The following is a 21,262-nucleotide window of genomic DNA, read 5'->3' as shown; positions in this document are numbered from 1 at the left end:
CGGCGCGCGGTGGTCAGCGCGCGCGCCGGGTGTGCGCTGGTCGGCCGTTAAGAGGGATGCACGTGAGGGGAGGTTCCATCGTCGGACGGATCGGAGGCGCCACGGACGATTCGCGCCATACTCGTCACTCGATGAGGGACCGAGCAGGATGAGTCAGGATTCCCGCTCGCTCAGGAGGGGGAGCAGTCACTTTCGGGAACTCGGCCGCAAGGCGCCCCCTGAGGGCCGGCAAAGCTGGGAGAGTCGTATTCATGCAGGTCTGGCCTGGAGAGGCGTATCCGCTCGGTGCCACGTATGACGGCGCCGGGACCAATTTTGCGGTCTTTTCGGAGGCCGCCGACCGGATCGAGCTGTGTCTGCTGCACGACGACGGCTCGGAGACGGCGATCGAGCTGCGGGAGACGGACGCGTTCGTCCGGCACGCGTACCTGCCGGGGGTGATGCCCGGCCAGCGGTACGGGTTCCGGGTGCACGGTCCGTACGCCCCCGAGCGCGGGCTGCGCTGCAACTCGGCGAAGCTGCTGCTCGACCCGTACGCGCGCGCGATCAGTGGCACGGTGAGGTGGGGCGAGGAGGTGTACGGCTACCCGTTCGGGTCCCCCGACAAGCGCAACGACCTGGACTCGGCGCCGTACACCATGGCGTCCGTGGTGATCAACCCGTACTTCGACTGGGGCGACGACCGCAGGCCGCGCACCGAGTACCACCAGACGGTGATCTACGAGGCCCATGTGAAGGGCCTGACCATGCGCCACCCGGCGCTTCCGGACGAGCTGCGCGGCACGTACGCGGCGCTCGCCCACCCGGCCATCATCGAACATCTGACCGAGCTGGGTGTCACCACACTGGAGCTGATGCCCGTACATCAGTTCGTCAACGACCACCGTCTGGCGGACATGGGCCTGAGCAACTACTGGGGCTACAACACGATCGGTTTCTTCGCCCCGCACAACGCGTACGCCTCCTGGGGCGACCGCGGCCAGCAGGTGCTGGAGTTCAAGTCGGCGGTGAAGGCGCTGCACGAGGCCGGTATCGAGGTCATCCTGGACGTCGTCTACAACCACACCGCCGAGGGCAACCACCTGGGCCCCACGCTGTCCTTCCGGGGCATCGACAACCCCTCGTACTACCGGCTGGCGGACGACCCGCGGTACTACATGGACACCACGGGGACCGGCAACTCCCTGCTGATGCGCTCGCCGCACGTCCTGCAACTGATCATGGACTCGCTGCGCTACTGGGTCACCGAGATGCACGTGGACGGCTTCCGTTTCGACCTGGCGGCCACCCTGGCGCGGCAGTTCCACGAGGTGGACCGGCTGTCCTCGTTCTTCGACCTGGTGCAGCAGGACCCGGTGGTCTCCCAGGTGAAGCTGATCGCCGAGCCGTGGGACGTCGGCGAGGGCGGCTACCAGGTGGGCAACTTCCCGCCCATGTGGACCGAGTGGAACGGCAAGTACCGCGACACCGTGCGCGACCTGTGGCGCGGCGAGCCGCGCACGCTCGCGGAGTTCGCCTCCCGGCTGACCGGCTCCTCGGACCTCTACCAGGACGACGGCCGCCGCCCACTGGCCTCCATCAACTTCGTGACCTGCCACGACGGCTTCACGCTGCACGACCTGGTCTCGTACAACGAGAAGCACAACGAGGCCAACGGCGAGGAGAACCGCGACGGCGAGAGCTTCAACCGTTCCTGGAACTGCGGGGCCGAGGGCGAGACCGACGATCCGGCGGTGCTCGAGCTACGGGCCCGGCAGATGCGGAACTTCATCGCCACGCTGATGCTCTCCCAGGGCGTGCCGATGCTCAGCCACGGCGACGAGTTCGCGCGCACCCAGAAGGGCAACAACAACGCGTACTGCCAGGACAGCGAGCTCTCCTGGGTCCAGTGGCCACAGGACGGCAGCGATCTGCTGGAGTTCACGCGCGCGATGGTGTGGCTGCGCCGGGACCACCCGGTCTTCCGCCGGCGCCGTTTCTTCCACGGCCGCCCGGTGCAGGGCACGCACGACGAGCTGTCCGACATCGCATGGTTCACCCCGGAGGGTGAGGAGATGACCCAGCGGGACTGGACGTCGGGGCAGGCGAGCGCGCTGACGGTGTTCCTCAACGGCAACGCGATCTCGGAGCCGGGGCAGCGCGGGGAGCGCATCACGGACGACTCGTTCCTGCTGATGTTCAACCCCTCCCCGAAAACGCTCGAGTTCGTGGTGCCGGTCGACCACGGGCGCCAGTGGCAGGTGGTCGTCGACACCGCCGTCCCGGAGGGGCTGCCGCCGGGCACCGGTACGAAGATCGAGGCCGGAGGCCGGCTGACCCTGGTGGATCGGAGCCTGGTGGTGCTGCAGCGGCCCGACTAGCCGGTGGTCCGGCCGCGGGGCACGCGCGCGTGGCGGACGTTTTCCGTGGGCGGCCGGGTCGGCGGCGCGTCGATGACACGAAAGGCGGCGGGGCGGGTACGTAGCTTTCCATGACACCTGAGCGTCCCGGCCCGACGGTGCCCACGGCCACGTACCGGCTGCAGTTGCAGCCGCGGTTCCCGTTCGATGCGGCGGAGGCGGCCGTGCCGTACCTGGCCGCCCTCGGCGTCTCGCACCTGCATCTGTCGCCGATCCTTCAGGCCGTCCCGGGCTCGGCACACGGCTACGACGTCGTCGACCACGCGCGCGTGCGCGACGAACTCGGCGGCGAGGCGGGGCTGCGCTCCCTGGCGCGCACGGCGCGGGAGCACGGGCTGGGCCTGGTCGTGGACATCGTGCCCAACCACATGGCCGCCTTCCCCCGCCACAACCGTGCCCTGTGGGAGGTGCTGCGCGAGGGCCCGGCGTCGCCGTACGCCCGCTGGTTCGACCTCGACTGGGACGCGCAGGGCGGGCAGGTGCTGGTGCCGGTCCTGGGGGGCCGGCTCGGCGAGGTGATCGAGGACCTCAAGGTCGACGGGGACGTGCTGCGCTACCACGAGCACGTCTTCCCGTTGCGCGAGGGCACCGGGAAACTGCCGCTGCCCCAGCTGATCGACGCCCAGTGGTACCGCCCGGTGTGGTGGCGGCTGGCCCGTACCGAGCTGAACTACCGGCGGTTCTTCAGCATCTCCGAGCTGATCGGGGTGCGCGTGGAGGACCCGGAGGTCTTCGCCGCGACCCACGGCACGCTGCTGCGGCTGCTCGACGAGGGCGTCATCGACGGTCTGCGCGTCGACCATCCGGACGGTCTCGCGGACCCGGAGGCGTATCTGAGCCGGCTCGAGGAGGCCACCGGCGGGCGCTGGACGGTGGTCGAGAAGATCCTCGCGGACGGCGAGCACCTGCCCGCCGTCTGGCCGGTCGCGGGCACCACCGGGTACGACGCGCTGCGGCACGTGGACGGGCTCTTCGCGGACCCCGAGGGCGCCGAGGAGTTGCTCGGCCACTACCGGCTCTTCGCGATCCCGAGGGGCGACCGCGGCGGTCAGTGGGCCTCGACGGTGCGCCGCGCCGCCTACGAGGTGGTCACGCACGAGCTGGCGACCGAGGTGGAGCGGCTCACCCGAGTGACGAGCCGGCTGTGCGCCACGTCCCCGGATCCGGCGCTGCGCGACCACGCGCCCTGGGCGTTGCGCACAGCGCTGCGGGAACTCCTCGTCCGCATGGAGGTGTACCGGCCGTACGCCTCCCAGGACGCCGCCGAGGTGGTCACCGAGGCGGCCGCCGCCGAGGCCCGGGCCGCGTTCGCGGTGCCCGAGGAGGCGCACGTGGTGACCGTCGTACGCGACCTGGTGCTGGGGCGGGCCGGCGAGGGGCCCGACCTCGAGGAGTTCCGGGCCCGGTTCGCGCAGACGGCGTCGGCGCTGCGCGCCAAGTCCGTGGAGGACACGGCGTTCTACCGCTACGTGCCGCTGCTGTCGGCGAACGAGGTGGGCGGCGAGCCCGGCGCCCCGGCCGTCGCCCCGGAGGACTTCCACGCGTACTGCGCGCGCGTGCAGCGCGACTGGCCCGTCACCGGGACCGTGCTGTCGACGCACGACACCAAGCGCAGCGCGGACGTGCGGGCGGCGATCTCGGTGCTCACGCAGTGCCCGCAACGCTGGGACGACGTACTGTCCGAGGTGACCCGCGCGGACGGTGACGCGCCCGACCCCCAGCTGGCCTGGGCGGCCTGGCAGACGCTGTTCGGGCTCGGGCAGGCGGACGAGGAGCGCCTGAAGGGGGCGCTGCTCAAGCATGTGCGGGAGGCGGGGCTGCACACCTCGTGGACCGAACAGGACCCGGCCTACGAGGAGGCGGTGGCGGCGTTCGTCTCCGCAGGCCCGTGCGGGGCGCCGGGACGGCTCGTGACGGCCCTGAGGGAGGAGCTGGCACCGCACATCCGGGCGAACGTCCTCGGGGCCGCGCTGGTCCAGCTGACGATGCCGGGCGTGCCCGACGTCTACCAGGGCACCGAGGACGAGTACCGGGCCCTGGTCGACCCGGACAACCGGCGGCCGTTCGCACCGCGGCAGACGGCCTCGGACAAGGAAGACCTGACCAGAGCCGCGCTGCTCCTGCGCCGGCGGCGCCCGGAGGTCTTCGGCGCCTCGGCGACGTACGCGCCGCTGGCGGCCGAGGGCCCGGGTGCCGCGCACTGTGTGGCCTTCGTGCGCTCCGGTGAGGTGCTCACGGCGGTCACGCGACTGTCGCTGCGGCTGGCGGAGGCCGGCGGCTGGCACGACACGTCCCTCCCACTGCCGCCCGGCCGCTGGGCCGACGCGCTGGCACCGGAGCGGGAGTACGAGGGGCGCACGCGCGTGGCTGACCTGTTCGCGCGGCTGCCGGTGGCGCTGCTGGAGCGGGTGGGCGGGCGGTGACGTCGTGCCCCTGTGCGCCGTCCGAAGCGTTCCCCACCCTCGCGGGGCGCGGGCCGCACCAGCGGTGAGCCCGCGCGTCCGCGCACACGCGCGTGAGGTCGTCAGCTCCTACCCCACGCGGGTGAGGTCGTCAACTCCTACCCCACGCGCGTGGGGTGCCGGTGCCGGCCCCGTGTGCGTGGCGACCGTCCGGCACCGAGCGGGCCGGTGTCTGGTCCGACAGCGCGAACACCGCGCCGGTCTTCGCGGTCAGGTCGCAGCTGTTCGCGAAGGTGTGGGTGTAGTCCACCTTGTGGCCGTTCCACTCGCCGCGCGCGGAGACGGTCACGGGGGCGTAGAGCATGGTGCAGTAGGACTGCTCGGGCGGGATGCGGCGGATGTCGCCCTGCACGGCGGTCAGTTGGTCGCAGGCCTGGGCGGCCCGTGCGTGTCCCTGGGGCGGGTTGCAGATCAGGAGCGTGCCGCGGACGTCCCGGGAACGGGCGTCGCCCTTGGTGACCGTCAGATAGAGCCAGTTGCCGCTGGTGGCCGGTCGGGGCGCGGCCTGGGCCGGTGTCGCGATGAGCAAGGCGGTCGCGGCGAGCAGGGCGCCGCGCAGGGCCAGGATCGTCTTGTTCATTCCCTGTGCATCGGCACCGCGGGAGCCGAACCCCAGTCCTTCTCACCCGAATGGGAGCGTACGGCCGCGTACTGCCCGGTGAGTTCGAAGGCGGCGAGCACCACTCGTGCCTGGTACTCGGCCTGGCGCGCCACCGGGATCCAGCGTGCGCCGTAGCCGTCGTGGTAGTCGGCGCACCAGGCGTCGATCAGCCGGTCCAGTTCGGGCAGCACGTCGGCCGCCGCGCGTCCGGCGGCCCTGGCGAGCTGGTGCAGCAGTCCCGCGGTGCGCAGCGCGAGCCGGCGGCCCGAGATGCCGAGGGCGGTCAGCCGTGCGGTGTCCAGCGGCGGCAGCGGCCGCTGACCGGCGCCGTACAGGTCGGGGTCCCAGGAGTCGGCGAGTCCGGGTCCGACCAGTAAATAGTCGTCCACCGGGGCGAGCAGCCGGGCCGCGTCCGGCACCGCGTCCAGGTGGGGGCGGACACGGGCCAGCAGGCCCTCCAGTAGGCGCGTGTCACGGCGCAGCGTGCCGCTGACGGCCCGCAGGATCGCGTCCGGGTCGGCGAGCGGTGAGGGGTCCTCCACGGCCGCCACGCCCCACATGGGCGCCTCCACGACCGCGGTGACGGTGCCGTAGCGGTGCGGGTGGAACCAGGTCGACTCGACCGCGGCCTCCGTGATCGCGGCGGCGAGGTCGCCGCGGCGCGGGGGCGGGATGCGGTACACGGCGGGCCCGAGGAGCGGCCAGTACAGGGTGTCGTACGGGCCGAGTTCGCGCGGGATGCCGAGCCGGGCCGCGGCGTGGGCGAGCCGCTGGGCCATGCCCGGCAGGTCGTGGGTCAGTTCGACGAAGCCGCCGCCGACGTCGACGCCGTGCAGGGAGCACTGGAAGAAGGGCCGCAGTTCGTCCTGGAGGTCGAGCAGGGCGCGGGTCTCGGGCAGGGCGGCGCGATCGGCGCCGTCGGGAAGCCACTCGGGCTGTTCGAGGAAGCCGGGGCGGAAGAAGTTCCGGAAGTACCGGCCGAGGGTGTACGGCCCGGACAGCCAGCCCTCGTTGCGCCGGGCGCCGTCGGGGTCGAGGCACAGCAGCAGGTTCCAGGTGACATCGGCGTCCTCGGCGAGCCGGGGGTCGGCCAGCGCCCGTTCGGCCAGGCGCAGGGCGGTGGCGCCGCCGACGGGCTCGTTGGCGTGCGGTCCGGCGACGACGAGGGCGTGGCGGCTGCCGTGGCCGACGGAGAGCAGCCACAGGGGCGTGCCGCCGCGGGATGTGCCCACGCGGCGCAGCCGGGCGTCGAGCGGACGGAGGGCGGCCAGCGCGGCGGCACGGGCGCCGAGTTCGTCCACGGTCGGGTAGCGGAGGAGGGGCGGCAGGGCACACCTCCCCTATGCGGTGCCGTCGATTCACCTGCTGTACATGGCGTACGCACAGTCAGTCACGGCTGGACAGGTACGTCAACACCGTGGGACGTACCGAAGGTTCGGTGCGGCGGGACGGCACTCCGACGGCGTAACGCGCTCCGGCGCGGCAGACCGCGCCCTCGCCACGCTCCGTGCGGCGGACCACGCGCCGTGGCCCCACTCCGAACCGGCGTGCCGGTGCTCGCCGGGCGGGCGCCCTACTCCGCCGCCAGGCGGAACGTCATCCTCCCGAAGCCGATCTGGTCGCCCTCGCGGACGACCGCGGCACCGATCACCCGGCGGCCGTTGACGGTCGTGCCGTTCGTGGAGCCGAGGTCGCGCAGTATCCACAGGCCGCCCTGGCGGCTCAGTTCGGCGTGCACACGGGAGACCGTCTCGTGGCTGAGCCGGAGGCCGCTCGCGGGGTCGCGGCCGATCCGCAGCGGGTAGGGGTTGCCCGGGTGGGGCAGCAGCAGCTTGGGCAGCCGCTCGGCCTGCCAGGCCCGCCGCAGCCGTACGGTGAACCCGGAGACCGCCTCCACGGTCCCGAACACGATCCGCGACCAGCGCTTCTCGGTGGGCAGATCGGCGGTGAGCGCGGCCAGCTCGTGCGGCTGCCGGGCGACCAGGGCCAACTCCATGCGCCGGAGGAACGTGTCGTGCGACAGACGCCCCAGGGCGACGCCGTCGCGGAGCACCTTCAGCGCCCTGTCGCGTTCGGCGTCCGAGAGCCGCGCGGGGTACGTGTGGAACTCGTAGGACGACGTCACGGACGTGATTGTCGGTCAGTCGGCCCTGGCATGTCCAGGAAACCCAAAGACGGCCCAGGCCGCCGTCAGGGTCGTTCCGTGTGACGAAAGGGTCGATCGGGCGGCGAAGTGATCGCGTTTTGACGCACCATGGACGGGCTACATCACGATGAGCAGACGAGGGGGAACGTCAGTGCGGTTCGAGGTGTGGGCACCACAGGCCACCCGGGTCACGCTCCACTGCGACGGTGCCACGCGCCCGTTGGAGCGCGATCCGGAGCGCGCCGGGTGGTGGGCGGGCGAGGCGGAGGCCGAGGACGGCACGCGTTACGGCTACGCGCTGGACGACGGCCCGGTGCTGCCCGATCCACGCTCGCGTCGCCAGCCGGACGGGCCCGACGGGCAGAGCGCGGTGGTCGACCACGGACGGTACGCGTGGCGTGCCGCGTGGCCGGGGCGCGGACTGCCGGGCGCGGTGTTGTACGAGTTGCACGTGGGCACGTACACCCGTGAGGGCACGCTGGACGCGGCGGCCGAGCGGCTCGAGCACCTGGTGGAACTGGGCATCTCACACGTCGAGTTGATGCCACTGTGCCCCTTCCCGGGGCGGCACGGCTGGGGCTACGAGGGCGTCTCGCTGTGGGCGGTGCACGAGCCGTACGGCGGGCCCGCCGCGCTGAAACGGTTCGTCGACCGGGCGCACGAACTCGGCCTCGGCGTCGTGCTGGACGTGGTCCACAACCACCTCGGCCCCTCCGGCAACCACCTGCCCGCCTTCGGCCCGTACTTCACCGACACCCACCACACACCCTGGGGCTCCGCCGTGAACCTGGACGCGCCCGGCTCGGACGAGGTGCGCGCGTATCTGATCGGCAGCGCGCTGGCCTGGCTGCGCGACTACCGGATCGACGGCCTGCGCCTGGACGCGGTGCACGCGCTGCACGACACGCGCGCGATCCACTTCCTGGAGGAGCTGTCGCAGGCGGTGGACGCGCTGGCCGCCGAGGTGGACCGACCGCTCTTCCTGATCGCCGAGTCGGACCTGGCCGACCCACGCCTCATCACCCCCCGCGCCGAGAACGGCCTCGGCGTCCACGCGCAGTGGAACGACGACTTCCACCACGCGCTGCACACCGCGCTGACCGGCGAGTCGCAGGGCTACTACGAGGACTTCGCCCGCGCGCCCCTCGCCGCCCTCGCCAAGACCCTGACGGCCGGCTTCTTCCACGACGGCACGTACTCGACGTTCCGGGGCCGGCGGCACGGCCGCCCGCTGGACCGCAGCCGGGTGTCCGCCCACCGCCTGCTCGGCTACTCCCAGACCCACGACCAGGTCGGCAACCGCGCCCAGGGCGACCGGCTGTCGGCGTCCCTCTCCCCCGGCCTCCTGGCGTGCGCGGCGACCCTGATGCTCACGGCCCCGTTCACACCGATGCTGTTCATGGGCGAGGAGTGGGCGGCGGGCACGCCCTGGCAGTTCTTCACCGACCACACCGATCCCGAGCTCGCCGACGCCGTACGACGCGGCAGGCGCCGGGAGTTCGCGGCGCACGGCTGGGCGGAGGAGGACGTGCCCGACCCCCAGGACCCGGCGACCCGGAACCGCTCGTGCCTTGACTGGTCCGAGCCGGAACGCGAGCCCCACGCGCGCGTGCTGGCCTGGTACCGGGAGCTGGTCGCCCTGCGCCGCACACAGCCCGACCTCTCGGACCCCGACCTCGGGGATGTGAAGGTCACCTACGACGAGGACGCGCGCTGGCTCGCCTTCCGCCGCGGGGACGTCCGGGTCGCCGTCAACCTCGTCAAGGAGCCGGCACGCATCCCCCTGGGCCTCCGCAACGCGCGCGTGCTGGCCGCCTGGGAACCGGTCCAGCCGCCGGACGAGGACGGGGTGGTGACCCTGCCGGGCGAGTCGTGCGTGGTGCTGACGCAGGAGTGAGGTGCCGCGCATACCGCACGCAGGCGTGCGCGCAAGCGTTTACGCACGCGTCGCCCCGACAGCTCACACGCCCGTCCCGGCCCATCCGCCTACGGCGTCTCGTCCCCCGGCAGTTCCGTGACACGTTCGAGCAGGATCGGCTCCCAGGCGCGGCGCAGGCGGGCCCGCAGGTCCGGCAGGGGGGTGTCGACTCGGCCCCGGAGTCCGCCGGCCAGGGCGACGAGCGCGTCGCAGCGGGCCAGCCACAGGCCGCGCAGGCAGGGCCGGGCGCCGTAGCCGGCGAGGGTGGCGGCGCGCACCGCGGCGGGGGCGCCGACGGCCACGGCGAGTCCTGCGATGTCCTCGGCCGGGTCGCCGATCACCGCGTCGTTCCAGCCGAGGACGCCGCGCACCCGCCCGTCGTCGCTGACGACGAGGTGGTCGTCCCGCAGATTGCGGTGCACCAGGACGGCCGCGCCGGGCTGGGAGGCGAGCTGGCGGGCGGCCGGGGCGGCGAGCTGGGCGAGCCGGGCGGGGTCGAACTCGTCCCGCTCGGCGAGGCGCTCCGCGGCGTGCGCGGCGGCGGTGCGCAGGGTTTCCAGTGAGCGGGGCGGGACGCGCGGCACGCCGAGTGCCTCGGCCTGCCGTACGGGTACCTCGCGCAGCCCCGAGAGCAGGGCCGCGAGGTCCGCCTCACCGACCGCCGAGACGTCCCGTTCCCTTCCGGTCGAGCCGGGCAGCCGGGCGTCGAGGGTGTAGCCGCGGCCGGCGGCCCACTCCCCGTGCGCCACGCTCATCGGCACCGCCGTCCCGATGTGCGGCCGCACCAGGGCCCTAAGCCGCAGTTCACGGCGCTGGCGGGCGGTGGCGTCCCGATCGGCGGCCAGCCGCAGCACATGGCGTGCACCGACCCACCAGGTGGCGTGCCCGCCCTCGGCGACGGGCGTCACGTCCGGTCCGTCGCCGTCGTGGAGCAGGGTGCGGACCAGTCGGCGTACGGTCTCCGCCGTCGGTGTCGGTGCCTGGGTCATGATCGCGCCGTTGTCGTCTCGGTGGGCGTGCTGCGGGTTCTGCTGCCGGGTCGGGCGGCCGTCGCGGCCTCGCGGTCGCGTCGGCGGGCGGCCACTGCCTCCTTCACTCCTTCAGTCGACCATCGCCATCTCACGGGGCGTGTTGTTCAGGCGGCGTCCGCCGTCCCCGGTCACCGTCACGATGTCCTCGATGCGGACCCCGAAGCGGCCGGGCAGATACACACCGGGCTCCACCGAGAAGCACATGCCGGGGACGAGGGGCTGCTCCTCCCCCTCGATCATGTACGGCGGCTCGTGCGTGGTGACGCCGATGCCGTGCCCGGTGCGGTGGATGAAGTACTCCCCGTACCCGGCGTCGGCGATGACCGCGCGGGCCGCCCGGTCGACGTCCTGGCAGGCCGCGCCGGGCCTGACCGCGCGGAAACCCGCCTCCTGGGCGGCGCGCACCAGGTCGTGCACCCGGCGCTCCTCGTCGGTGGGTTCGCCGACGTGGACCGTGCGGGTGGTGTCGGAGCCGTAGCCGTGCTTGAGGCCGCCGAAGTCGAGGACGACCATGTCACCGCGCTCGATGACGCGCTCGCCGGCCTCGTGGTGCGGGTTGGCGCCGTTGGGGCCCGAGGCGACGATGGTGAAATCGACCTGGGAGTGGCCGAAGTGCCGCAGCAGGTCGGCGAGGTCGGCGGCGACCTCGCGCTCCCGGCGACCGGCGAAGGGGACCTTCCGGATCTCCTCGTACGTGGCGTCCGCGGCGGCGCCCGCGGCGGCCAGCCGGCCGAGTTCCGCGGCGTCCTTGACGGCCCGCAGCATCGGCAGGGCGCGGGTGAGCGCGACGTGGCCGGCGTCGGGCAGCCGTTCGCGCAGGCCGAGCAGGTGCAGGGCCCAGGCGTTGTCGCTGATGCCGTAACGGCCGTCGGCTGTCAGCAGGGAGCCGGCCGCCTCGTAGGGGTCCTTGCCGTCGGTCCAGTCGCGCAGCGTCAGGGCGCTCCCGCCGGGCGCCCGGGCGGCGTCGGGCGCCTCCAGGGTGGGCACGACGAGGACGGGGTCGTGCCCGGCGCGCAGGACCAGCAGGGTGAGGCGTTCGGTCTCCACCGGGCGGTATCCCGTCAGCCACACCAGGTCGGGTCCGGGCGCGACGAGAATCCCGTCGAGCCCGGCCTCGGCGGCGGCGTCCGCGGCGCGCCGCATCCGGGCCGCGTAGTCCTCGGCGGTGAAGGGCGCGGGACCCTCCGTGTCGGGCGGTACGGGCGTGCCGGTCATCCATAACCTCCGCTGGTCCGGGTCCTCCCAGGGTCTACGGGCAGCATCCTGCCCCTCCGCAGGAGCGGACGCGAGCCCATTGCGACCATGACGGCCCGCGCACGGGGGCGCCCGCCCGCGCACCGGGTCACCCCGTGGCCTGCGGAGCGGCCAGCAGCCGCTCGGCCAGTGTCGCCGCGGCTCCGCGCAGGCCCCGGCCGTGTAGGAGTTCCGTGCGGTGGACCACGCGGGGCGCCGTGAGCGGCACGGCGACCGTGCCCGGTACTCCGGTGGCCGCCGAGCGCGGCAGGAGTGCGAGGCCGTGGCCTGCGGCGGCAAGCGCCATGAGCGTGCGCAGATCGGTGCCCTCCTGGCGCAGGGCCGGTCTGAAGCCCGTGCCACCGCCCACGGCCCGCAGTTGAGCCAGCGGCAGGCCCGCGTCGGGTAACTCGCGGGCGACGGCTCGCGCCCGCACCCCGTCGTGCGGGCGCTGGCGCAAGCCGCGGTGGAGCACGCCGGCCGTCGCGAGAAGGTCCGGCTCGGCTGACCACCGGTCCGGGAGTGGCGGGCCCGTCAGCCCAGGTGGCCGTCGTGCCCGGCGCCGTGGCCGGGGGCGGTCAGCGTGCCACCGGCGCCGCCCCCCGGGTGACGGCCGAAGCCAGGTCCGGGACGAAGCCGTGGAAGCGGCGGGCCAGGTCGTCGGCGCCGTAGCGGTGGCAGTTGCGGTGCCAGTTCAGGATGGCCGCCATGTAGTTCCGCAGGTCGGCCACATAGCCGTCCATGACCACGCGCGCCTCCTGGGAGAGCGCGAAGTCGTCGAACAGCACGGGCAGTTCGCGGGCGGCAACGTGCTGGAACTGTTCCATGCGCTGGTTCATCAGGTCGCCCACGATGCGCACCGCCGTGGGGTAGTCGCAGCCGAAGAAGTTCTGCACCACGAGGAGCGCGTTGTGGATCTCGCCTTCGTACTGGATCTCCTTCTGGTACGAGAAGACGTCGTTGACGAGCATCGCGTAGTCGATGGCCGCGTTCTCCAGTGCGCGGACCGTACCGCTGCGGTACACCTCGGGCGGGACCGCGGGGCCGTGGCCCATGCGGCAGAGGTTCTTGGTGAGGTCGGCGCCGAAGGTGGCGCGGCGCATCTCCAGGTAGTCGACGGGGTCCGGGATGCGGTTCTGAAGCTGGTTGGACAGCTCCCACAGCCAGCTCTCGGTCATGTCGTCCACGGCGGCGCGCAACGATCGCCGCTGCTCCGGGGTCATCCCGGCCGTGGTGCGCGCCCACAGGTCGATCAGGCCGCGCTCCATCCCGTTCGCGGGGACGGGGAACTCGCCGCCCTCGAGCGGCATGCACGACGACAGCCGCTCGGTGCAGAGCCTGGCCGCGGCGAGGTCGCGGCGGTGGCCGAAGACGAGAGGGTAGTAGTCGTCGCCGTAGGTGCCCCAGGACAGCCACTGGGAGCTGAGGTCCAGCGCCTCGGGGGTCGCGTCCGGGTCCAGTCCTGACGCGCAGAGGGGCAGGTCGTACGCGGCCAGCTTGTCCTCGTCCCAGACGCCCTCCTGCAGCATGCCCATCCGGTGCATCCAGGGGGTGAGGCGGCCGCGGGCACCGTCCAGGTGCGGGCTGAGCTCGACCTGGTAGGGCATGTGGAGGTCGGGGATCAGCGAAGGCCCCACTTGCTGGAAGGGAAGATGGGTGTACGCACGCAGCCTCCCCCACTGTCTGAAGGGCGTGTGAGGCGCCCCCATGGCCCCCGCGTCGGCGAGCAGCCCGCGCACGTCGGCGGCGGACGTGCCGAGGCCGGAGAGCCCGAAGGGGCGCTGCCGGGAGCGGGCGTTGTCGTTCATGTAGCGGCTGGAGCGCAGGTGCCATTCGTGGCCGCCGGACTGCCAGTCCTGCAGCCCCTTGGTGTACGCGGTGACGGCGGCGAGCTCGTCCGGGGTGAGACCCCGGTCCAGGGCCAGGGCGGGGACTTCGGTGAACGCGGTGTGCTCGAACTGGTGCAGGCGTGAGGTGAGGATGTCGTTGACGGCGTCGGCCGCCTCCTGTGTGCCGCAGCCGAAGAAGGTCTCCAGGACGAGGACTCCGTTGCTGTTCTCGCCCTCGTCCTCGACCTCGCGCTGGTAGGAGAAGAGGTCGTTGCGCAGGTGGACCGCGTCGGCGAACGTCTCCATGAGCACGCGCAGCGGGCGGGAGCCTGCCACACGGTCGGGCACCTCGGCGGTGGCGTACTCGACGAGTCCCGCGGACCAGGGGGCGCCGCCCACCTTGCGGCGCATCTCGATGTACTCGACCGGGTTGGCGATCCGCCCTTCGTTGATGTTGGACAGCTCCCAAAGGGATTCATTGAGCAGATGCTCGGTGGCGACGGCGAACCGCCTGCGCCAGCCGGGGGACATGGACGGCACCGTGCGTGCCCACAGGTCGGCGAGGCCCGCTTCCACCGGGTTCTCCGGGGCCGGAACCGCGGTACCGAGGTCCAGGGGCATGAACAGCGGGAGGCGGTCCAGGTAGGCCTTGCCGCCCTCACGGTCCTGGGTGCGCTTGAAGGTCTCCAGGAAGTGGTCGTCGAAGAAGAACACCCACACGTACCAGTCGGTGATCAGGGAGAGGGCCGGGGCGTCGCAGTCGGGGTGGGTGTACGCGCACAGCAGCCCGTAGTCGTGCGCGTCGAGGTCGGACTGCTCCCAGATGCCGGAACCCTCCAGCATGCCCATGGCGCGGGCCCACTCCGTGGAGTGGGCGCGGGCCTCGTCGACATGCGGGTTCAGCCGCGCCGGGTAGGGCATGTAGAAGTGCGGGAGGTCGAACGGCTGCGTCATGGCCGGGTCCTGCCCGCGGGGTGAGAGAGGCATCCGTTCGGCGGGGTGTGATCACACCAACGCGTGAATCGGGGTACGGTTTCTGCGGGGTGCACTGGTCTTGGTCTCGCCCGGCCGCCCCTGCGCCGGACCCCGGGATTCGGCGCGCCTTGTCCGCGTCCAGACCGCCCAAAGAGCCGGCCAACAGGCAACGGCCGACCGGCGTGCCGGGCAAGTGCCGGTGCGCGCGACCACCGCTCACCGGTCCGCAGCCTGCGTAACACTCTGTGCTCAGTCGCGGCGCCCTTGCCGCTCACCGGCCGACCGATTTGAACGCTCACGCCGCTGCGCCGGCACCTCACGACGGGATCCAGGTCGCCGCTCCCGCACCGGGTTCGGGGATCACGACCTGACCTGGATCAGCGCGTGGGTGCCGCTCGTGCGCCAGCGCTGTTCCTCCGCGGCGACCAGCGACGCCTCGGTCGCCGCGGTGAGGCCCACGATCACGTCGGACTTCAGGGTGCGCAGCGCCGCGACCGGGCCGGGGAAGTACGCCGTGGTGTCCGCGAACGGCGTCGTCGGCGGGTGGAGCCGGTCGCCCACCAGGCGGCGGTAGTTGAGGTCCCCCTTGAGGATCGTCAGGTCCGCCTCGGCGAACTGGGCGCGCAGGTCGTCGGGCATGTCGGCGTACGGCAGCGGGGCGCAGGAGAACGGGTGCGCCCGGACCTCCAGGCGCCCCTCGGCCAGAGCCGTCCACAGGCGCTCCCCGGCGGCCGCCGCCTCGCCCCGTGCGGCGTTGAGGCGGCGTACGGCGTCCACGACGTCGGCGGTCGTGGCGTCGGAGATGTAGTAGGGATACGCCTTCACGTGCAGCAGGGCCTGCCGTACCCGGCCCTGGGTCAGCAGATGGTCCAGCAGAAGCAGGTCCGGGATCAGTTCCCGGCCCGCGTTGTCGGCAACCAGGCAGACCGTGTCGCAGGGCAGCAGGGACCACAACACGTCGCTGTCGTCGGCCACGAGCCCGGAAGCCGCCGTCGAGGCGCCGGGTGCGGACAGGCGGAAGCCGAGGTCCGCGCGGTTGCCCCAGAGCGAGCCGTGCAGCAGTGCCCGCGCCCGCGCGTCGGTCGGCTCCCCGGCCAGCCGGTCCAGGGCCGCCAGTTCCTCGTCGGTCTCCGCGGAGTCGAGTTCGGCGAGTTTGAAGGGGCGGAACGGGTCGATGCCCTGCCAGGGACCCGGGCCGAAGTAGCCGACCGCCTGGAGGAGGTGGCGGTAGAAGTAGCTCTCGGACCACAGGAAGGGCACCTCGAACCAGGACCGGCCCAGGTACTCCCGGGCTCCCCACTCCGCCCACCGCACGTCGTCCTCCGTGCCGAGGGGCTCGATGACGCCCTCGGTGGCGCTGGTCAGCAGCACCTCCAGGGCGTGCCGCCGGTCGGGTCCGTACGGGAAGGCGTCCCGCACCGCGCGGATCAGCGCGGGATGCCGTGCCGAGAGCACACCGTGCGGGAAGGAGCCCGGCTCGTCGGCGAGGATCAGGGGGGCGTCAGGCATGATCTCGGGCTCCTCAGGGGCCGGCGGGAATCCCGGGCGGCAGGTCCACGTCCGCGAACCGCTCCTCGAGCTGCTCGTCGTAGCCGGCCTCGGTCCACACGAACTTCTTGAACTGCTCCGGCGTCAGCAGACCCTGCCACGGAGTGCCGCCGGGGCAGAACACCGACGCGCACCCGGCGCAGTGGTACGCCGGTCGCCACAGCGCCTCGGCGCGGGGCTCGCCGGCGGTGACGAAGGCGCGTTCGCGGGCCTCGCGACGGACCACGACGACCGTTCCGACCAGCAGCAGGACGGCGAGGAGCGACCCGCCGGCGGTGTACAGCGGGTGGTGGTGGGCGACGCCGCTGTAGGCGAGGGCGGCACCGACGCCGACGATCAGCATGCCCTCCAGGAAGTGCACACAGCTGTCGGACCGTGACGGCGCGCCCGGCGATCGCGCCAGCCGGTCGGCGAGGCCGTCGCGCATGGACGCGTGATCGGCGCAGACCTCAGGGACCGCCCGCACGGCGGCCGAGCCACAGCCCGGACATCTCACGTCAACCGCCCCTGGGGCGCTCTCCGTTGCCATGCGCCTACGCTAACCGGCGCGTCCGCCCTCCCTCGCGCCGCCGGTCGGGCCGTCACGAGGCGCCGCAGGTCTGAACAGGCGCCGTCGCATCCCCGTACTTCTCGGTGCGCACCCCGCGCCCGCCGGACCCGACGCGCCTGGAGACACCGGATGCCCGCTCACCGCACCGTCACCGCGGCCGCCGTCGCCGTGGCGGCCACGCTGCTGCCCGCGACCCCGGCCCTCGCCCACGGCGCGCCCACGGATCCGGTCAGCCGGGTGGTCGCGTGCTCGCCGGAGGGCGGCGAGCGGGCGCGGACCACCGCGTGCCGGGCGGCGATCGCGGCGAACGGCGCCCCGTTCACGGCCTGGGACAACCTGCGGGTGGCGGACGTGAACGGCAGGGACCGGCAGCTGATCCCGGACGGCAGGCTGTGCAGCGGAGGGCTGCCCGCGTACAAGGGGCTGGACCTGGCGCGCTCCGACTGGCCGGCGACCCGGCTCGCACCCGGGGCCACGTTGACGATGACGTACAGCTCGACGATCCCGCACACGGGCATGTTCAAACTGTTCCTGACCACACGCGGCTACGACCCCACGAAGCCGCTGACCTGGTCGGACCTTCCGGCGAAGCCGTTCGCAGAGGTCACGGACCCGCCACTGCGGAACGGCGCCTACCGGATCAGGGCGACGCTTCCGGCGGACCGCTCGGGGCACCACGTGCTGTACACGATCTGGCAGAACTCCAGCACGACGGACACCTACTACTCGTGTTCCGACGTGGTGTTCGCCGCCTCTGGGGCTTCGGGCGCCGGCGCGGACAAGGGCGGGTCGAGCGGCACGCCGACACCGTCGCCCAGCGCCCCGGCGACCACCGGGTCCGACGCGTCGGCGACCACCGTGCCCAGCGTTCCGGCGACCACCGTGTCCGGCGTCCCGGCTACGGCCGTACCCGGCACCCCGGCCGCGGCCACGGCGCCCCGTGAGGGCAGTGGTGCCTCGGTGCCGCTGCTGGCGGGCGGCGCCGCGGCGGTCGCGCTGCTCCTGGGGGGCGCCGCGCTCGCCGTGCTGCGCCGCCGACGCGGCTGAGACGGCCGCCCCCGGTCCCGTCGGAGACCGGAAACGGCCGTCCCCCGTGGGCCGTGGGCCGTCAGTTGACGGAGACGACCGGGCCGCCGGCCTGGCTGGTGTCGGTGACGGGGGCGTACTTCGCCGTGAAGTAGCCGTTGGCGAAGCACAGCGACGAGCCGGAGGTCTTGGTGAAGTGCTGGCTGGTGAAGCCGATGCTGTTGTCGGTGTTGCTCGCCGTGCCGGTCAGGCTCGGCGCCTGGTAGACGCAGGTGATCGTGCCGAGCAGGGTGCGCAGCTTGACCGTGGTCTGGATGGTGGAGCCGGCGGCCGGGGTGACGGTGACGGTGCCGTCGGAGGCGACCGTGGTGGTGTAGGGGAGGTTGTCGACGGTGATGCTGCCGACGCCGAGGACGCCGGTGACGTTGCTGGTGCAGCTGCTGCTGTCGAAGCTGTGGCCGGTGAGCGACTCGCCGGCGGTGCCGGGGGCGGACGGGTTGTCGGTGACGGTGGCGGTGAACGTGGACGAGGTGCAGGAGACACCGCTGGTGCCGGTGGCGCTGGAGTAGAGCGTGGCCGTGGTGCCGCTCGCGAGCGACGCGTTGAGGACGTCGCCGACGGCGACGGCGGTGCCGCCGGCGGTGAGCACCGCGCCGTCCGCGGAGGCGGGGATCGACGTGGCCACGGCGAGGGCCGCGGCGGCGCCGGCGACGGCGACGGCGAGCAGGGATCGGGTGGTACGCATGGGGTGCCTCTTTCCGAAGTGGGGGGCTGTGCGGGTGGTGGGTGCCGCTGCCGTCCCGTCACGCCTTCTCCGTACGTGACGGGACGGCAGCGGCGGCGGGCCACCGGGGACGGTCCGTGGACAGGGGGAAAGCGGACGTGCCGGTGACGCGGAGGGGTTACCGGGTCGCCGGTGGATGTGAAGGATCCGTGCGGCGCACCACGTGTGCGGAGGTGTCACCACACACCCCGGAAGGCAGGGGCCGGGAGGGAGACGTGCGCCGTGCGACGGATCCGGCGCCACGGACCCGCGGAAAACACGGGATGTTGTAGACCTGATTCATCGTCAACGTCAATACGTCACACACAAGTTGGAGCATCGACGCACGGGGGCGCAGGTCGCGGCCACCGCACCGGAGGTGCCGGTGACTTCGCCGCCCACCGGGTCGATCACCGGCGCCACACAATCAACACGCTTCTGACACAACTCTCTTGACCCTGGGTGTAACCCCCGGTAACTTCCTTGGTGGCCACTGCCGCACCACGAGTAAGCCCTTGCACACGCCGGGAGGTGTGAGGAGGCGTGCGCGGTAGCACTGTCCGCGCCAGGACACCGTGCCAGTGAAGCCCTACTCGCATTGACCATGCCCAGGAGCAGACATGGCCTCGTCCTCGGACGTCACAGCGTCCCCCGGTTCCACCCCCGAGCCCCCGGAAAGCGGTTCCGCCGCCGAGGGGTCCCCCGCAAGACGCGGACGGGTCCGCCTGCGCCGCGCCGCGGTGATGGCGGTGCCTGCCACCGCGATCGCCGCGGGACTCGCGATCATGACCGCCCAGGGAGCACTGGGCGTGCAGTTCGCGATCTCCGGTATGGCCTTCACGGTCACCGCCACCGACCTGAACGGCACCGGCTTCGAGCAGTTCGGCGGCCTCGACACACTGGACAAGGACAACCCGCTGAGAGACACCGTCGGTGACGAGGTGGCGGTCGTCACCTCCGTGATCAAGAACGCGACGCTCACCAAGCTGTGCCAGAGCGTCGACCTCGGCGGCTCCTACCTGAAGATCACCGCGGGCGGCGGCAAGGACAAGGTCCTCGCCAGCGATCTGACCACCGACTCGACCCAGTTGACCGGTGACGCCGACTTCAACAACATCGAGATCGGCAACGACGCCAGCACACTGAACAAGGCCGGTGTGAAGGGACCCCACGGTGTCTTCAGCCAGCAGTCCGACACCGTGCACATCGCCAATCTGAAGCAGACCAACTACGCCACCACGGCGGGCACCTTCAAGCTCCCGGGGCTCAAGCTCGGCTTCAGCGACTCGGACTGCCCCTCATGACGAGCGGGCCGAGGGCCGCCTTCCGGCGGTGGCGGGCGAACCGGCCCTTCTGGGGCGGGCTGCTGCTCGCCCTGGGCGGGGCGGAGATCCTCCTCACCGAGAAGGCGTCGCTGAAGGTGGTCATGCACATCGGCATGCAGGGCGTCGCGGGGTATCTGCTGCCGACCGTGATGGCGCTGTGCGGCTTGCTCATCCTCTTCAACCCCACCCAGCGCCTGTTCTACTCGCTCATCGGCATCCTGGTGTCGCTGGGCACCTGGCTGACGTCCAACCTGGGCGGCTTCCTGATCGGCCTGCTGCTGGGCGCGGTCGGCAGCTGTCTGGCCTTCGGCTGGCTGCCGGACCAGGAGCCGCGCCGGGGCATGCTGCGCCGCCGTCGCGATCAGGCCCCCACCGCCGGCTCGGCCGTGCCCTGATCCCTCGCGCCCCTCGGCGGGCGGGCGGTCGCCCCGGCCCCACACCACAACGGGGCTCCCCTCCGGACCCCGCCCGCCGAGGCCGTACCACGAGCCGGCGCCCCCGCGGCTGCCCGGTCAGTGTTCCCGCTGCCTGGCGGTCACCGTGAAGCGTGCGCCGTCCGGGTCGGCCAGCACCGCCTCGCCGGTGCCCTCCTCCCACTGCAGCACGGACCCGCCGTGCGCGCGGGCCGCCAGGACGCAGGCGGTGACGTCGTCGACCGTGAAGTGGATCTGCCAGTGCGGCCGGATCGTGGGATCGGGCGCCGCCTCCACCGCCCCCGAGTGGATCCGCGCGACCACCACTGCGCTGCTGCGCAGCACGACCTCGTCACCGTCGTAGTGGACCTCGCAGCAGCCGGGGCGCGCGGCGGCCCACTCCAGGACCTCGCCGTAGAAGATGGCGGCGTCGAAGGCGTCGCGCGTGTGCAGCCTTATGAAGGTGGGCGCGGCCGCCCGCCACTCCTCCCAGTCCGTGATGAGCGGACCCTCCCAGATGCCGAACACGGCCCCGTCGCGGTCGGCGAGCAGGGCCGCCCGGCCCGGCGGGAGGGCGAGCGGTCCCACGGCCGTCGTCCCGCCGCGCTCCCGGCAGCGGGCCGCGGCCTCGTCGGCGTTGTCGACCGCGAAGTACACGGTCCAGGCCACGGCCATCTGCCACATCGAGGCCACGGCGGCGATCCCGGCGACGGGCACCCCGTCCGCGAGCGCCACCCGGAACCCGTCGCCGAGGCTGTTGGGCCGCCACTTCCAGCCGAAGACGGCCTGGTAGAACTCCTCCGCGCCCTCCAGGTCGCGGGTGGCGAGACTCACCCAGCACGGTGCGCCGAACACCGAGTGACTGGTTACTTCCCCCTTGCCGCGTGTCTCGTTCTTCTCCATGACCACACCGCCCGGTTCCGAGGGGAGGCGCCGGGCACCTCCTGCGTCGTTCGCTGAGGGCCTCCGGGTACCCCGGTCGCACCCTTGCAAGGATGCGCCACCTGACGCCGGGTTTCATCCCGAGACGGGGCTGGGGCCTG

General features: G+C 72.7%; 17 protein-coding genes. 6 read left to right on the top strand and 11 right to left on the bottom strand.

The window, feature by feature from the left end; genetic code table 11:
* Positions 1–251: 251 nt before the first annotated feature.
* Together glgX and treY are read left to right on the top strand one after the other, a co-directional pair.
* A complete protein-coding gene (gene glgX / locus ACZ7L1_RS01205; protein WP_471433147.1) occupies positions 252–2,360 on the top strand; it encodes a glycogen debranching protein GlgX in 2,109 nt (702 codons plus the stop codon).
* A 110-nt stretch (positions 2,361–2,470) separates the two neighbouring features.
* Positions 2,471–4,822, top strand: a complete 2,352-nt coding sequence (gene treY, locus ACZ7L1_RS01200; protein WP_471433145.1) for a malto-oligosyltrehalose synthase — start codon at positions 2,471–2,473, stop codon at positions 4,820–4,822.
* 130 nt (positions 4,823–4,952) lie between these two features.
* Here treY and ACZ7L1_RS01195 read toward each other — a convergent pair whose 3' ends face one another.
* The 3 genes from ACZ7L1_RS01195 to ACZ7L1_RS01185 all read right to left on the bottom strand — a co-directional run bounded on the left by ACZ7L1_RS01195 (position 4,953) and on the right by ACZ7L1_RS01185 (position 7,587).
* Positions 4,953–5,441 carry an SSI family serine proteinase inhibitor gene (locus ACZ7L1_RS01195; protein WP_471433143.1) on the bottom strand — a complete coding sequence of 163 codons (489 nt, stop codon included), beginning with the start codon at positions 5,439–5,441 and terminating at the stop codon, positions 4,953–4,955.
* Positions 5,438–6,763: a M14 family zinc carboxypeptidase gene (locus ACZ7L1_RS01190; protein ID WP_471433142.1), complete on the bottom strand. Its 1,326-nt coding sequence runs from the start codon at positions 6,761–6,763 to the stop codon at positions 5,438–5,440. Before ACZ7L1_RS01190 ends, ACZ7L1_RS01195 begins: the two co-directional genes overlap by 4 nt.
* Positions 6,764–7,035: 272 nt before the next feature.
* The gene (locus tag ACZ7L1_RS01185) at positions 7,036–7,587 is read right to left on the bottom strand and encodes an FHA domain-containing protein (protein ID WP_471433140.1); all 552 of its coding nucleotides are present in this window, start codon (positions 7,585–7,587) and stop codon (positions 7,036–7,038) included.
* Between the two features lie 172 nt (positions 7,588–7,759).
* On the opposite strand from ACZ7L1_RS01185, the gene treZ reads away from it, so the two are divergent.
* The gene (gene treZ, locus ACZ7L1_RS01180; protein ID WP_471433139.1) at positions 7,760–9,505 is read left to right on the top strand and encodes a malto-oligosyltrehalose trehalohydrolase; all 1,746 of its coding nucleotides are present in this window, start codon (positions 7,760–7,762) and stop codon (positions 9,503–9,505) included.
* 89 nt (positions 9,506–9,594) lie between these two features.
* On the opposite strand, the gene ACZ7L1_RS01175 is transcribed toward treZ, so the two are convergent.
* From ACZ7L1_RS01175 to ACZ7L1_RS01150, 6 genes are all read right to left on the bottom strand, one after another.
* Positions 9,595–10,515: an aminoglycoside phosphotransferase family protein gene (locus tag ACZ7L1_RS01175; protein WP_471433138.1), complete on the bottom strand. Its 921-nt coding sequence runs from the start codon at positions 10,513–10,515 to the stop codon at positions 9,595–9,597.
* Positions 10,516–10,626: 111 nt separating this feature from the next.
* On the bottom strand, positions 10,627–11,772 hold the full coding sequence (locus ACZ7L1_RS01170; protein WP_471433137.1) for an aminopeptidase P family protein: 1,146 nt from the start codon (positions 11,770–11,772) through the stop codon (positions 10,627–10,629).
* 127 nt (positions 11,773–11,899) lie between these two features.
* Positions 11,900–12,226, bottom strand: coding sequence for a LysR substrate-binding domain-containing protein (locus ACZ7L1_RS01165; RefSeq protein WP_471433519.1), 327 nt, complete (start codon positions 12,224–12,226; stop codon positions 11,900–11,902).
* Positions 12,227–12,368: 142 nt separating this feature from the next.
* On the bottom strand, positions 12,369–14,573 hold the full coding sequence (cyc2, locus tag ACZ7L1_RS01160; RefSeq protein WP_471433135.1) for a germacradienol/geosmin synthase Cyc2: 2,205 nt from the start codon (positions 14,571–14,573) through the stop codon (positions 12,369–12,371).
* Between the two features lie 381 nt (positions 14,574–14,954).
* Entirely contained in the window at positions 14,955–16,103 is a 1,149-nt protein-coding gene (locus tag ACZ7L1_RS01155; RefSeq protein WP_471433134.1) for a damage-control phosphatase ARMT1 family protein, read from the bottom strand.
* A gap of 13 nt (positions 16,104–16,116) precedes the next feature.
* The gene (locus ACZ7L1_RS01150; protein WP_471433132.1) at positions 16,117–16,569 is read right to left on the bottom strand and encodes a hypothetical protein; all 453 of its coding nucleotides are present in this window, start codon (positions 16,567–16,569) and stop codon (positions 16,117–16,119) included.
* A 252-nt stretch (positions 16,570–16,821) separates the two neighbouring features.
* Between ACZ7L1_RS01150 and ACZ7L1_RS01145 the strand changes: the two genes are divergently transcribed.
* On the top strand, positions 16,822–17,739 hold the full coding sequence (locus tag ACZ7L1_RS01145) for a lytic polysaccharide monooxygenase auxiliary activity family 9 protein (protein WP_471433130.1): 918 nt from the start codon (positions 16,822–16,824) through the stop codon (positions 17,737–17,739).
* Between the two features lie 61 nt (positions 17,740–17,800).
* Here ACZ7L1_RS01145 and ACZ7L1_RS01140 read toward each other — a convergent pair whose 3' ends face one another.
* Complete coding sequence (locus tag ACZ7L1_RS01140; protein WP_471433128.1) at positions 17,801–18,463, bottom strand: Tat pathway signal sequence domain protein; 663 nt, start codon at positions 18,461–18,463, stop codon at positions 17,801–17,803.
* Positions 18,464–19,101: 638 nt separating this feature from the next.
* On the opposite strand from ACZ7L1_RS01140, the gene ACZ7L1_RS01135 reads away from it, so the two are divergent.
* Positions 19,102–19,785 carry a DUF6230 family protein gene (locus tag ACZ7L1_RS01135; RefSeq protein ID WP_471433126.1) on the top strand — a complete coding sequence of 228 codons (684 nt, stop codon included), beginning with the start codon at positions 19,102–19,104 and terminating at the stop codon, positions 19,783–19,785.
* The gene (locus ACZ7L1_RS01130; protein WP_471433124.1) at positions 19,782–20,201 is read left to right on the top strand and encodes a DUF6114 domain-containing protein; all 420 of its coding nucleotides are present in this window, start codon (positions 19,782–19,784) and stop codon (positions 20,199–20,201) included. The genes ACZ7L1_RS01135 and ACZ7L1_RS01130 overlap by 4 nt, the downstream gene beginning before the upstream one ends.
* Positions 20,202–20,318: 117 nt before the next feature.
* Here the strand turns inward: ACZ7L1_RS01130 and ACZ7L1_RS01125 are convergent, their stop codons facing one another.
* A complete protein-coding gene (locus ACZ7L1_RS01125) occupies positions 20,319–21,122 on the bottom strand; it encodes a VOC family protein (RefSeq protein ID WP_471433123.1) in 804 nt (267 codons plus the stop codon).
* Between the last annotated feature and the right edge of the window lie 140 nt (positions 21,123–21,262).

Source organism: Streptomyces sp. NPDC107546 (assembly GCF_055639175.1).
Note: the sequence above shows the minus strand (reverse complement) of the source record. Positions and strands in the feature narration are given on the sequence as shown.

Bases quoted from the DNA above. Each gene is read 5' to 3' on its own strand.
- glgX (WP_471433147.1), top strand. From the start codon at position 252: ATGCAGGTCTGGCCTGGAGAGGCGTATCCGCTCGGTGCCACGTATGAC.
- treY (WP_471433145.1), top strand. From the start codon at position 2,471: ATGACACCTGAGCGTCCCGGCCCGACGGTGCCCACGGCCACGTACCGG.
- ACZ7L1_RS01195 (WP_471433143.1), bottom strand. From the start codon at position 5,441: ATGAACAAGACGATCCTGGCCCTGCGCGGCGCCCTGCTCGCCGCGACC.
- ACZ7L1_RS01175 (WP_471433138.1), bottom strand. From the start codon at position 10,515: ATGACCCAGGCACCGACACCGACGGCGGAGACCGTACGCCGACTGGTC.
- ACZ7L1_RS01170 (WP_471433137.1), bottom strand. From the start codon at position 11,772: ATGACCGGCACGCCCGTACCGCCCGACACGGAGGGTCCCGCGCCCTTC.
- cyc2 (WP_471433135.1), bottom strand. From the start codon at position 14,573: ATGACGCAGCCGTTCGACCTCCCGCACTTCTACATGCCCTACCCGGCG.
- ACZ7L1_RS01155 (WP_471433134.1), bottom strand. From the start codon at position 16,103: ATGCCTGACGCCCCCCTGATCCTCGCCGACGAGCCGGGCTCCTTCCCG.
- ACZ7L1_RS01150 (WP_471433132.1), bottom strand. From the start codon at position 16,569: ATGCGCGACGGCCTCGCCGACCGGCTGGCGCGATCGCCGGGCGCGCCG.
- ACZ7L1_RS01145 (WP_471433130.1), top strand. From the start codon at position 16,822: ATGCCCGCTCACCGCACCGTCACCGCGGCCGCCGTCGCCGTGGCGGCC.
- ACZ7L1_RS01140 (WP_471433128.1), bottom strand. From the start codon at position 18,463: ATGCGTACCACCCGATCCCTGCTCGCCGTCGCCGTCGCCGGCGCCGCC.
- ACZ7L1_RS01135 (WP_471433126.1), top strand. From the start codon at position 19,102: ATGGCCTCGTCCTCGGACGTCACAGCGTCCCCCGGTTCCACCCCCGAG.
- ACZ7L1_RS01130 (WP_471433124.1), top strand. From the start codon at position 19,782: ATGACGAGCGGGCCGAGGGCCGCCTTCCGGCGGTGGCGGGCGAACCGG.
- ACZ7L1_RS01125 (WP_471433123.1), bottom strand. From the start codon at position 21,122: ATGGAGAAGAACGAGACACGCGGCAAGGGGGAAGTAACCAGTCACTCG.